This is a genomic window from Escherichia sp. KTE172, assembly GCF_000408845.1.
Classification (GTDB): Bacteria; Pseudomonadota; Gammaproteobacteria; order Enterobacterales; family Enterobacteriaceae; genus Escherichia; species Escherichia coli.
Genome location: NZ_KE137316.1, coordinates 159,428 through 171,666, shown reverse-complemented (window position 1 = coordinate 171,666; position 12,239 = coordinate 159,428). Strand labels below are relative to the sequence as shown.

The following is a 12,239-nucleotide window of genomic DNA, read 5'->3' as shown; positions in this document are numbered from 1 at the left end:
CTTTTCTGCAATAAAAAAGGCGCCATTTCTGGCGCCCGTATCTGGGTTATAAAATTCAGCTAATCGTGATGCCTGCAGTGGCTTTCTTCATCACCACAACCAGCAAATCGCTGATACTTGCTGTGGGATACCAGTTATTTACCAGCCATGCTGACACCGAAAACTCCAGTGTCATGTGACCGTGACCGGCAGGCATATCAATAACACCACTGTAAATCAGCGTATTATCCAGCGCGGTACGGTTATAAATTTCAGCACCGTTTTTCCGCACTATCAGACGGCATGAGGAGTAAATATCAGTATGCTCTTTCTCATGTTTAGCGCCGCTGAATGCCACCGCCGGAATAACAATCTGCCGGTCAAACGGCTGATCGTCATAAACCCTGACGGTAATGGTTCCTGATGGCCACCGCTCCGGTGCACGGGAGTCCCGGGGGAAAGCTTTGCCCACTGTTTTAACGAGATCGCCTTCAATCTGGTTCGCGGACAATTTTCCCAGAACCCGACAGTTCTCGTTAATCGTGACGTTGTTGAGCGTCCCGGAGTTCGCATTCACGTTACCGCTGATATCGGCATTTTTCGCCGTCAGCCGCCCGTCCGGTGTCAGGGAAAATGCCGGAGGATTACCGCCGCTGGTAATGGTGGGAGCCGTCAGATATTTCAGGAACACTTCATTCATAAATATCTGATCGCCCTGACCAACAAACATCGGCTTTGTGTTGCCATTCGCAGGATTAATCATCGCAATCCTGTCTGCCGCCAGCAGCACCTGACTCTGCATTCCTGCTGGCGTATTCTCAATACCGGCACCGATACCCGCAATATAAAGGCGTCCGTCCTGCATCTGCTGCAGTTTCACGGCCCACATGCTGTTCAGGTTATTATTTGTATCAACCTGAACTTTCTGTATCTGCTGGATTGCCGCACTCTGATTTTCCAGTTTTTTATTGACGGTCTGCGTGATTTCATTGCTGACATTCGTAATGGACGTCCTGATTTCAGCCAGGTCCGGCGCAAGCTGACCGTTATCAATCTGCGTCCACAGCTCCTGGGCCAGATGTGTTTTCCCGATTTCTCCTTTGAAAAAATCCAGGTAACCTTCCGCATCATCGCTCGCCCGACCGACAGCCTCCACGAATGCCGATTTGCCAACAGTATTCACACTGCGGATATAAAAATAATAATCATGGCCCGGCTTGATATTGATACTGGCAGCTATCCAGTACAGCGCCGAGCCAAGATAGCGGGCTGCGGTTTCAACCTGCCTGATATCCGCAATCCGCTTTTCTGAGAACCAGAACTCAAACTGTACCGTCGGATCATAAACGGCAAGATACGGCGTGGCGGTTATCTGAAAATAGCCCGGCGTCAGCTCAATCCGCGACGGCGCTGCCGGTGCGGCAATCCGGAACGATACCGATGCCGGATCGCCCTGCTGCCCCCAGGCATTTGCCGCCCGGACTGTCAGCCTGTAGTTCCCTGGCGCCAGTTGCGTGAAGCGGTATGTGGTTTCCGTCGTCCGGGCCGTGCTGACCAGCCGCTCACTGCCGTCATCCGCTGCCACGGTCAGGCGAAGCATAAAGCTCACGCCCTTCACCACCTTCGGCGTGTCCCAGCGCGCCAGCACCTGATATTCCCCGCTGTCTGCGGTGACTTCGGCAGTCAGGTGCTGCACCGCGGGCGGCGTGACGCCATTCACCGTGCCGCTCTGGTCGCCGTCAAAGTGCGCCCCGTTATCCACGATGGCTTCTTTTTCGGGTACATGCTGCACGGCGGTGATGGCATACGTGCCGTCGTCGTTCTCACGGATACTCACGCAGCGGAACAGGCGCTGGCGCAACGTCGGCAACTTCAGCCCCCATACGCTGTATTCAGCAACGCCGTCAGGAACACGGCTCACTTTCACCTTCACGCCGTCGGTGACGGACTGGACCTCCACGCTGACCGGATTACCCTGCCCGTCAACCAGGCTTATCAGCGTGGTGCCGGAGGATGGCAGCGTGATTTCACGGTCGAGCGTCAGCGTCCGGGTCTGGCTGTTCACCGCCAGCACGCGACCACCGATGCTGATACCGGCATAGTCATCATCGCAGATTTCAATAACATCGCCCGGCACATGGCGAAGCCCTTCTGCGCCCACGCTGAAATCCACGGTCTGCGTTTCCAGCAGTTCCGTTTTAATCAGCCACAGCCCGGCTCGGTGTGCCTTCCCCCGACTGGTACAACCAAAGGCATCCATCTTCGTGACATTACGACCGTAACGGGCAATGGCCTGCGTATCTTCAACAAGCTCTGTCGCCGTCTCCCAGCCGTTATTCGGGTCAATCCAGTTCACCTCAACGGCATTATGGCGGTCCTTCAGGGCGCTGAAGCTGTAGCGGAACGGCGCACCATCATCCGGCATCACCACATTACTGCGGTTATAGGTCCACACCTTATCTGATGGTCGGTCCTGCACGAACGTCAGCGTCTGCCCGTTCCATACCGGCATACAGCGCATCGCCGAGCAGAAATCACTGAGCACATCCCACGCCTTACGCTGTGTGGTCAGGTACGCATTACAGGTAATGCGCGGCTCCGTGCCGCCAAAGCCGTCCGGCACCGACTGGTCGCAGTACTGGCCGATGACATACAGCGCCCATTTATCCACATCCGCCGCACCAAGACGTTTCCCCATGCCGTAGCGCGGGTGGGTCAGCATATCCCACAGACACCAGGCCGGGTTGTTGCTGTATGCCGGTTTTAACGTTCCGTCCCAGATACCGCTGTATTGCCGCGTCTGCGGGTTATAGTTCGACGGCACCTGCAGAATACGCCCGCGAAGATGATAATTACGGCTCACCTGCTGGCTGCCGAACTGCTCCGAATCCACCTTTACGCCGACCAGTGCCGTGTTCGGGTAGCCCTGTTTCACATCGATGATTTCGGTGTATGACGACCAGAGCGTTTTGTTCTGCAGCTGGTCTGTGGTGCTGTCCGGCGTCATTCTGCGCATCCGGATATTAAACGGGCGCGGCGGCAGGTTATCCACCACCACCGAGGCCAGATACTGCGAGGTGGTTTTGCCCTTAATGGTGATGTCTTTTTCCGTCACCCAGCCACCATTACGCTGTATCTGAACCAGCAGGCGAACTTCCGACGGATTCCGGTCCCCCTTTGAGGTGGTTTCCACCAGAGCCTGCACACCGAAGGTAAAGCGCAGACGGTCGATGTTTGCAGACGTGATGGTCCGGGTGATCGGCGTGTCATATTTCACTTCTGTACCGAGCACCGTCTCGGAGCCGGAGGATTCAAATCCCTCCGGCGGTGTCTGCTCCTGCTCACCTGCCCGGAACACCACCGTGACACCGGAGATGTTGGTATTCCCCTCACTGTCCAGCACCGGTGTACTGTTCAGCAGCACGCTTTTTAATCCATCCACCGGACCTTCAATCGGCCCTTCGCTGATGGCATCGATCACACTCAGTAATTGCGTGGATTTCAGGTTGTCCTTCGCTTCGCGCGGGGTATGCCCCTTACTGCTTCCTTTACCCATTCCTCACACTCCATAAACAACAAAGCCGCCCAAAAGGCGGCTCATGAGTTACAGCAGGATTAACTATTATTTACATGCATTAACACTATCAGCAAAAATTTTTGGCGTTAATGCTGGTACACGTTCATAAAGAGTAAAACTACTGCCATTTCCTGCTTTTTTGATATCAAGCACAACATCATATCCCCCCATAGCCTGTGGAACTAAAAGGCTTACCCCATTCTCAATAGGAAGGGATGTTATAGGTGTTCCATTACCAGCCCATTGTCTGGATATGCAGCCTGACAATTCATCAATATTTTTTAATGAATTACCTTCCATTACAGGTTTTCCGGATTTTACGTAATCCAAAGATTTACATCCTGTTAAGGCAATAATCGTGCAGAATAAAATCGTTTTGTTCATATAGCTAACCAATAGAATAATTATCAGTGTTCGATATAAATATTAAATCAGTTAGAACATGAGTAAATAATATTACCGCCCAATTACCACAACCTGACCACCATCCCCTTCATCTGCCGTGCTGATCTCCTGAGATGCCACACGTGACCCCACGCGCATTTCACCGTACAGAACAGGCAGGACATTGCCCTGGGCAACCATGTTATCCAGTGAGGAGAAATAGGTGTTCTGTTTGCCGTTATCCGTTGTCTGTGTACGTGGAGTTTTGGGTTTAGGGGCCAGCATCTGTGCGACACCACCAAGCGTCATCGCTGCCCCCATAGAAAAGAGAATGTTACTGAAAGCGATACTGATTCCTGGCATCCAGATTGCCGTAGCAATCAGCGCCGCACCCAGCACTGCCTGAAAAACACCACCACTTTTGGCACCCGCCAGACGCGGTACGATGTGGATCACGGCACCATTTGCCAGCGGCTCATTAAGACGGGATGATAATTCGGTTTCTCCTGCATCCCGCCCGGCAATCCGTACCTGATACCAGCCATCGCTCAGTTTCTGACGAAACGCCGGGAGCTGTGTGGCCAGTGCGCGGATGGCTTCAGCCCCCGTTTTCACACGAAGGTCGATGCGGCGGCCAAATCGTTGCAAATCCCCGTAAAGGCAGATGCGTGCCATGCCCGGTGACGCCAGAGGGAGTGTGTGCGTCGCTGCCATTTGTCGGTGTACCTCTCTCGTTTGCTCAGTTGTTCAGGAATATGGTGCAGCAGCTCGCCGTCACCACAGTAAATGGCGGCATGATTCGGCACCGATGAACCAAAACAGCACAGCAGCACATCGCCCGGCTGCGCCGCTGACAACGGCACCTGATACAACCCCGTTGCCTCCATATTATCCAGATAGAGATTCTGGCCGTGACGCCACCAGTCATCCCCGCGATGAAAATCCGGCATCTCAATCCCCGCCAGATGATAAGCGTCCCGGAACAGCGTGTAACAGTCCGTCACCCCGTGCTCAAAGCGCCGCCCGGTGAGATGCGGCACACAGCGGAACTTATGAATCGCCCCCCGGCAGACCAGCCACCACGGCAAATCACTCTGCACCTGCAGCCGCCGGTCAGCCTCACTCAGCCAGGGCAGACCACCGGGGTGGCTGTGGACCAGCGCCACAATCTCACCCTGCATTTCTGCCTGCAGCCAGTCCTCCGGAGCCATCCGGAAATAATCCTCCGGCTCACCGGAAATATTCACGCCGGGAAAATATCTTTCCCCCTCCGGCGCTCTCACCACGAAGCCGCACGACTCCGCTGGCGCACATCGCCGGGCGTGCGCCAGAATCGCTGATTCTGTCTCTGTCATGGGATTCACTGCGAAAGTTTGTTAATGGAAAGGAAGCCGCCAAAGTTGCCGACGTTATTGCGAAACTTACAGCCGCTCAGGCATTTGCTGCATTTATCCTTCGTGATATCGGACGTCGGCTGGTCATATTCATCCGCGACTGCCGGACCGTGATAACCGCACTCATCACCGCGATAGGTCCAGGTGCAGGTGTTGGCCAGCATGATACGCCCCGGAAAAACAGCGCCATCCGTTTCCGTCGGCGTGGACAGTACAAAGGAGGCACTCACCGCGCTCAGTTCGCTGCACTGCTCGATGCGCCAGCGGCTGATCACCTCCTGCTCCGGATCGGCGTCACTGTTTCCGTTGACGAAGTTCACCGCATCCAGAAAACGGGCGTAAACCTTACGCCGGACCACCGTTCCGCCGACCAGACTCTGCAGATCTTCCGCCATCCCGGTGACCATACCGTACAGGTTAGAAACCGTCAGCGTGGGGCGCGTACTGGTGCCTTTGCCATTCAGTTCAAAACCACTCCCCTGAATGGGATACGGCTGATACTGTCGCCCCTGCCAGGTGACCGGCTCACCTTTTTCGTTCTGCTCATTACAGAAAAAATAACGTTCTCCACCGACCTCTGTCAGGTCGATTTCCCAGAGCACCACGCTGGCCGACTGCTCCGCACGGGTGCATTCATTCAGTGTTTCCTGCCGGATATCCTGCATCAGTTCACCACCTGTTCAAACTCTGCGCTGAACTCAACACGCAGCATACTGACCCGCGACGACCATTTTGCGCAGGTCACCTTTATCTGCCGCCACTCATAAGGCGGCGTCCACAGAAAGGCTTTCCAGCCCCCGTGCTCTTCCAGAAACGACTCCAGTACCGTGGCCTCCTCACGGGGGACAGAAAGCGTCACGCTGTACGTTTTCAGGTTGGCATTCAGCCCGGCAGGCGCTCGCTGAGAATAGCCATCACCAAAGCGCACCTTTCTTACAGAAGGGGCCGAAGCCACATCCATACCGGGTTTCACTTTCCAGCGGAAGGTCTTCATCATCCACCTCCGGAGAACAGACCACCATCGCGCATCTGTGCCTGAATTTCATCACGGGCACCCTTGCGGGCCATGTCATACACTGCCTTCATCATCTGTGGACCTGGCAGACCATTCGTACCGTCGTTCTGAATCACCACGTGATTGTTCTGATTAAAATTAATGCCTTCAGCCCGCCGCATCTGCGCCGGACTTCCGGCACCGCCCACATAACCACCTTCCGCATAGCCCCGCATCAGGCGGTACAGGTTGCCGACACCAATCCGGCTGGTTGCCTCCTTCGTGAAGACAAATTCACCACGATGAACAATCCCCGCTGGCTCATATTTGCCGCCGGTTCCCGTAAATCCTCCGGTCGCAAAATGGAGTTTCGCCGCAGCGGCCTGAATGGCTGTACCGCCTGACGCGGATGCGCCGCCACCAACAGCCCCGCCAATGGCGCTGCCGATACTCCCGACAATCCCCACCATTGCCTGCTTAAGCAGAATTTCTGTCATCATGGACAGCACGGAACGGGTGAAGCTGCGCCAGTTCTGTTCACTGCCGGTCAGCATCGCCGCCATATTCTGTGCAATACCATCAAAGGTCTGCGTGGCCGCGTTTTTAACCTGCGAAAAACTGTCCGTCGCACTTTCCGCCCACTCGCCCCAGCCGGACTTCATCCCGGCCATCCAGCTTCCACGAAGCTGCTCCTCCGCAGACCAGGTGTTCTTCAGTGCCGATGTGGCCTTCGCCAGCGCAGCCGGATTATCACCGTACACCTCACGAAGGCGCTGCTCTTCCGACTCCCGCTGCGCCTGACGGTCGGTGAGGCCGCGGGCTTTTGCGCTGATTGCCGCCTGCTTCGCGCTTTGCTGCTGTTCAAACCGCGCCGCCTGCTGTGCCAGCTCATTCAGCCGCTTCTGGTGTTCAATCTTGTCTCCCAGCTCAGCCAGCTGGCGTTTGTACTCCAGCGTCTCTTTCTCATGAGCCAGCAGGGATTTTTCCTGCTCAGATAACTGCCGTTTCGTGGCGGCCTCTTTCAGGACCACATACTGATTTTCCGCTTTCCATAAATCACGGCGCTGCTGGCTGATTTTTTCATTCGCACCGCTGTGCTTCTCCAGCGTCCTGAGCTCAGTTTCAAGCGCCAGCAGGGCTGCATGCGCCTGGTCTTCCTGGCGCTCACCGGCAGACACCTTCACACCGGACGGCTTTTTCTGCGTCGACTCATAATCCTTTTTTGCCGACGCCATCAGCGTGTTGTAATCCGCCTGCAGGATTTTCCCGTCTTTCAGGGCCTTATTCAGCTCTTCCTGCCGGGCGGTATATTTCTCCAGTGGCGTCAGCAGGCGCTCATACGCCTTCTGCGCCTCTCCGGTATACTTCAGCTGTGACGACTCACGCTCAGCCCTGTCCCTTGCCGCCAGTTCACCGGCTTTTTCCATATCCGACTGCAGCGTTGCCGCTGCCAGACCCAGACGGGCATTTTCCCGGTCATCCCATGCGCCCTGAAGGTTGGCCCGGAAAGAGGAGGTTTTACCGCGGCGCTGGCTCCGACTCTGGTACCACTGCCATTTTTTATCCGCCTCATCAAATGCCTTCTGTGCACTGGCGAGCATATCCGCTGAGGATTCCGGACGACCGATATCCAGAATGGCATCCCACATCGATTTGAATGCCTTCCCTGTTTTATCCGCCCAGGTCTCCAGTGTTCCCATGTTTTCTTTCAGGCGACGGGTCTGCTCATCAAAGCCTTTCGTGGCGATATCGTTCGCCGCCTGTAAGGCCCCGGCCTCGTCTCCGGAACGCTGCAGTTGTGCAACATACGCAATCTGCTCTGCCGTCACGTTACGGAACTGGCGCGCCATCGCCATCAGTCCCGACGTCGGGTCAGTGGTCAGCTTCCCGAAGGCTTCAGCGACTTTATCTACCTCCACACCGGATGCAGACGCAAAACGCGCGACACTCTGGTTGATGGCATCAAACTGTTCACCACCACGCACACCGGCATTCACCAGGGCTGCCAGTGACTCTCTCGCCTGGTTAAACGTCAGCCCTGCTGCCTGCCCGGCTCTTGAGAGCGTCAGCATACGATCGGCAGTCAGTCCGGCCTGATTGCCGGAAAGGACCAGCGTTTTATTAAATTCTGAAAGCGTGGCGTCGCCCTGGTACCAGGCGTACGCCAGCGCACCTGTCGCCACCGCCAGCGAGGTGACCCCGACCATCGGCAGGGTGATCGCACCGGCAAGCCCCCTGAACATGGGGATCATCCCGCCGAAGGAGTCCTTCACCTGACCGCCCTGTTGCAGCAGGATCAACCAGGGATTCTGACCACCGGCAAGCTGCGTGGCGATATCCGTAAACTGTGCGGGCAGGGTTCGCATGGCCGCTTTATACTGCCCGACGGAAATCCCGGCTTTTTGTGCAGCCAGCGCCTGGCGGCTCAGGCCCTGTTCAACAGCACTGGCGGTTTTTCTGGCGTCGGTATCCAGACCTGAAAAATGACGCCTTACCCGGCTCATCTGCTCATCGAAACGGACAGCATCCAGACTAAGGTCAATAACAAGATCACCAACCGGCTGGGACATATCTCACACCTCCCGGAATCCCCGCTGAAGCCATCATTAATGCGGCATCATCCACCATGACATCCGCCACATCCGCAGACGATAAAATATCGCGCCCTCCGTCCCCACCGAACCGGACGCCTCCGGCAAGTCCTGCCGCTTTCTGCATCAGCATTTTGTCCTCATCCGGCCTCTCCACCTGCTCTTCCTCATGCCGGGGGACAAGCAGACTGAAATCAGAGGGATGCATATCCGGATCGCAAAAAAACAGGCTGAGTACAGCGTACGTCAGCCCGGAAAAATGCATATCCAGCTGGGTATCCTGAAAATAATGCGTGCGGTAAAAACGGTGCCAGTCGGCATATTCGGTGGATGTCATCCCGGCAAGCATGGCGCGCCAGTCGGGTCTCCCCATCTCACGCGCCAGTCTGAGGGCAAAGTTCAGCTCGCCGTCGAAGACTTTCCCGCAGAAAAATCATCATCAGTCAGCGTGTTATTTTTCGCCACTTCAGTAATATCAGTATCCGGACGAACAGCTTCGATCATCCCGGACAGGCACAACACCACGTCTTCCGCCCGGGCAATGGCATCGGCAGGCCAGGTGGTGAGCACTTCCTGCTCTATCTTCATCACGGCCTCATTCATTGACGGTGATCCCGTTTTCTGCGGATGGTTATGCCACAGGGACATCGCCACCAGAAACGCGCCGGTTCTGACGAGATCTTCCACGCTTACCTGCAGGTTGCCGCTGGATTCTGCCTGTTCTGCACGCCGTTTCAGGAGGGCAAGATGCTCGATACGCTGCAGCGCAGACAATTCGGAAAGCGTGACAGACACACCGTTATATTCAAATTGTTCTGTTTTCAGAAACATGTATTACCTCCGTTTACCCTGCAGCGCCCGCTTCAGTAACGGTGACTTCAGCCACTGCGGCGAACTGACCATTTCCGCTCACCACAGGGATCTGCACCTTACCTGTCGCCACGCCGTTTACCGTAATTGTCATATCTTTCACACTAATGGTGGCTTTCGACGGATCGGCGGAAACCGCTCTGAACGTCTTGTCGGTTGCACTTTCCGGCTCAAAAGAAACCGTCAGGGTGGTTGTTTTCCCTTTTGCCACCGTACCGGATGTCGGCGTCACCTTAATCGCACTGACCGGCGTAATTTTGCTGCGTTCTTCCGCTACAGAAGGTTTACCCACGTTAGTGACTTTCACCGTGCGGGTGATCACTTCTTTCGCCGTCACGGCCTTACCGATACTGCTGACCCAGCCACGAAACACATCCACCGTGCCATTCGGAAAACGGATTTTATAGGCCCGGACATCGCCGCTTTCAAACCAGCCTATAAGCCCTTTCTGGCCTTCCTCTCCCGGTTTCCAGGCCAGCGTAAAACTGGTATCACCTGCAGATTTCTGCCCCTGACCGGTCGCGGTCCAGTCCGCGTCTTCATCATCCAGGTAGTTATCATCGTAGGATTCTGCCGTCATCTCGCCCGGCGTCAGATCCTTCACCTTAGCCAGTCGCTGCCAGTCATCGTCTGACAACGGGTTTGCATAAGCATCACCCTTGCCGTTGTAAACCCACAGAGTGGTACCGGCACCTTTTACCGGCTCAAGGGGATTTGGTGTTGCCATATCGTCCTCACATCTCGTATGTAATGGAATAAGTCAGATCTGCAGAACTCCATAACGCCATATCGTCATCACGACGATACTCATAGCCCTGCGTAACCATCGTGGTAATCAGTCCTGCCAGTGCCGGGATCGCGGTCATCGCCGGGTAAATCCGGCTTTCCATCCACTGATCAAGCTCTGAATCCGGTACCTGTGCCGGTAAAAACACCTCAATATGCAGCGTGGCCCGCCAGGTATCTGCATCCAGCTCTTCACCGGTATACTCTGCATCCGTCAGATAAACCGCGATCGCAGGAAAATCCTCTTCGTCAAAAACAACGGGGCGACCATCAAACAGCGTCGCCCCGTGTTCATGCTGCTCGAGTGCATCCAGCACTGCGGCACGAATGTCAGTGTGTTTCATCGTTTTATCGCAATCCTCAGTTGTTGTTTCAGCGCGGATGCCAGTTCTCCGGGCAGGCGTTCACGCCGGATACGGTCAACATTCTCATCAAATGCCTGTTTCAGTGGGGCCGCCATCGGGATTTTCACCACCTGAATGGGAAGGCGATTACGCTTTTTCCTCCCCTTGTCGTCATTGCCCTCCTCATATCTGGCCTGGGGAAGACGTTGCATAACATGCCAGCGCCCATTATTTAATCGCTGGATAAATGCCCGCTGATAACGATGCTGACCGGCTTTGAGTATGCTGTTCGGACGACGCCCCAGCATTCTGATCCCCAGCTTAATCACAGGGAGATCACCGCGGTTAACGATAATTCTGGCATTCGGATTTCTGACCGTCGCCCGTTTCAGTCTGGACCGTTCCTTTACCAGTTTCCGTCTCACCCTGGTTTCCCGGGCAACCTGTGACGAAGACTGATTAATCGCCGTTGTGGCCACGCGGTTAATGGTCATTGCAGAAGCAGCCGGAATGGCGTTTTTACGAACCCGGCTCAGATTGTCAATCGCCTGATCAAGCCCTTTTATCGCCATAATTAACCCTGCGTTTATCGTCGCCGGTTAACTGCGGGTGGTTGCCCACGGTTGAGCCAGAGATAACAGCTACCCCCGTCATCCGGAGAAACACGATCCACCCAGAATGTCTCACCATTAATGGTCAGCGTGTCACCACGCCGCACGGCACGAACCGTATCCGTCCGCACAAATAATGACGGGCTGCTTCCTTCAATACGGACCCCGCTACCGGCAAACCCCAGCGACTCCGGATCGTCAAAAACCCCCTGAACTTCGCTGCCACACTGTGCCCCCGAGGTGAACTGCGCACAGAGCCCCATCACTTCAACAATCGTTCTGTCCACCCCGGCAAGGGCAGCATCAAAGGAATTCTCAAAATCACGCATAAACGGCCATTCCGCTCCTGACCATGTCTTTTGCCACTGAGGGGGGCATCAGAATTACTCTGCCAGCATCAACATGCTCAACAGGCTCACCTGTTTCATCGTCAACACCGCACAGGTAAAAACACTTCAGAAGCCTGATACGTTCCAGAATACCAACGTCATCCTCACCGGTGTGCCTGCATGCCTGCTCATGAACGGTATCATCAACATCTGCGATTTCATTTTCCGAGGCGCAAACCTCCTCTTCCCACTCTGCCACACGCTGTGCGATATCCGCAGCACTCCCCGACATATCCGCCTCGCGCCCCAGCAGACCAGCCAGTTCACGAAGACGTTTCTGATTTTCTTCTTTTGTTGCCATATCCAGCTCCCTGTGAAAA

Annotated in this window: 14 protein-coding genes; all 14 read right to left on the bottom strand. The window is 55.3% G+C overall.

What is annotated here, in order from left to right:
* Positions 1–55: 55 nt before the first annotated feature.
* The 14 genes from G434_RS22715 to gpFI all read right to left on the bottom strand — a co-directional run bounded on the left by G434_RS22715 (position 56) and on the right by gpFI (position 12,220).
* Complete coding sequence (locus tag G434_RS22715) at positions 56–3,535, bottom strand: phage attachment tail tip protein J (protein WP_016249678.1); 3,480 nt, start codon at positions 3,533–3,535, stop codon at positions 56–58.
* A 66-nt stretch (positions 3,536–3,601) separates the two neighbouring features.
* Positions 3,602–3,940, bottom strand: a complete 339-nt coding sequence (locus G434_RS30230) for a hypothetical protein (protein WP_001332187.1) — start codon at positions 3,938–3,940, stop codon at positions 3,602–3,604.
* Between the two features lie 72 nt (positions 3,941–4,012).
* Positions 4,013–4,588 carry a tail assembly protein gene (locus G434_RS22720; RefSeq protein WP_230058350.1) on the bottom strand — a complete coding sequence of 192 codons (576 nt, stop codon included), beginning with the start codon at positions 4,586–4,588 and terminating at the stop codon, positions 4,013–4,015.
* On the bottom strand, positions 4,552–5,295 hold the full coding sequence (locus G434_RS22725; RefSeq protein ID WP_016249727.1) for a C40 family peptidase: 744 nt from the start codon (positions 5,293–5,295) through the stop codon (positions 4,552–4,554). Before G434_RS22725 ends, G434_RS22720 begins: the two co-directional genes overlap by 37 nt.
* A gap of 5 nt (positions 5,296–5,300) precedes the next feature.
* Positions 5,301–5,999, bottom strand: a complete 699-nt coding sequence (locus G434_RS22730) for a phage minor tail protein L (RefSeq protein WP_001152612.1) — start codon at positions 5,997–5,999, stop codon at positions 5,301–5,303.
* Positions 5,999–6,328 carry a phage tail protein gene (locus G434_RS22735; RefSeq protein ID WP_000847345.1) on the bottom strand — a complete coding sequence of 110 codons (330 nt, stop codon included), beginning with the start codon at positions 6,326–6,328 and terminating at the stop codon, positions 5,999–6,001. The genes G434_RS22730 and G434_RS22735 overlap by 1 nt, the downstream gene beginning before the upstream one ends.
* On the bottom strand, positions 6,328–8,898 hold the full coding sequence (locus G434_RS22740; protein WP_016239006.1) for a phage tail tape measure protein: 2,571 nt from the start codon (positions 8,896–8,898) through the stop codon (positions 6,328–6,330). Before G434_RS22740 ends, G434_RS22735 begins: the two co-directional genes overlap by 1 nt.
* Positions 8,879–9,292 (bottom strand): phage tail assembly protein T, encoded by a 414-nt coding sequence (locus G434_RS22745; protein WP_000533402.1) that lies wholly within the window; start codon positions 9,290–9,292, stop codon positions 8,879–8,881. The genes G434_RS22740 and G434_RS22745 overlap by 20 nt, the downstream gene beginning before the upstream one ends.
* 26 nt (positions 9,293–9,318) lie before the next feature.
* Complete coding sequence (gene gpG, locus G434_RS22750) at positions 9,319–9,750, bottom strand: phage tail assembly chaperone G (RefSeq protein ID WP_000479111.1); 432 nt, start codon at positions 9,748–9,750, stop codon at positions 9,319–9,321.
* 13 nt (positions 9,751–9,763) lie between these two features.
* Positions 9,764–10,516 (bottom strand): phage tail protein, encoded by a 753-nt coding sequence (locus G434_RS22755; RefSeq protein WP_000235110.1) that lies wholly within the window; start codon positions 10,514–10,516, stop codon positions 9,764–9,766.
* Between the two features lie 7 nt (positions 10,517–10,523).
* Complete coding sequence (locus G434_RS22760) at positions 10,524–10,919, bottom strand: phage minor tail U family protein (protein WP_000683079.1); 396 nt, start codon at positions 10,917–10,919, stop codon at positions 10,524–10,526.
* Positions 10,916–11,491, bottom strand: a complete 576-nt coding sequence (locus tag G434_RS22765; protein ID WP_000975009.1) for a phage tail protein — start codon at positions 11,489–11,491, stop codon at positions 10,916–10,918. Before G434_RS22765 ends, G434_RS22760 begins: the two co-directional genes overlap by 4 nt.
* Positions 11,492–11,505: 14 nt before the next feature.
* Positions 11,506–11,859, bottom strand: coding sequence for a head-tail joining protein (locus tag G434_RS22770; RefSeq protein ID WP_001204198.1), 354 nt, complete (start codon positions 11,857–11,859; stop codon positions 11,506–11,508).
* Positions 11,852–12,220: a DNA-packaging protein FI gene (gene gpFI, locus G434_RS22775; protein ID WP_000201508.1), complete on the bottom strand. Its 369-nt coding sequence runs from the start codon at positions 12,218–12,220 to the stop codon at positions 11,852–11,854. The genes G434_RS22770 and gpFI overlap by 8 nt, the downstream gene beginning before the upstream one ends.
* Positions 12,221–12,239: the final 19 nt, after the last annotated feature.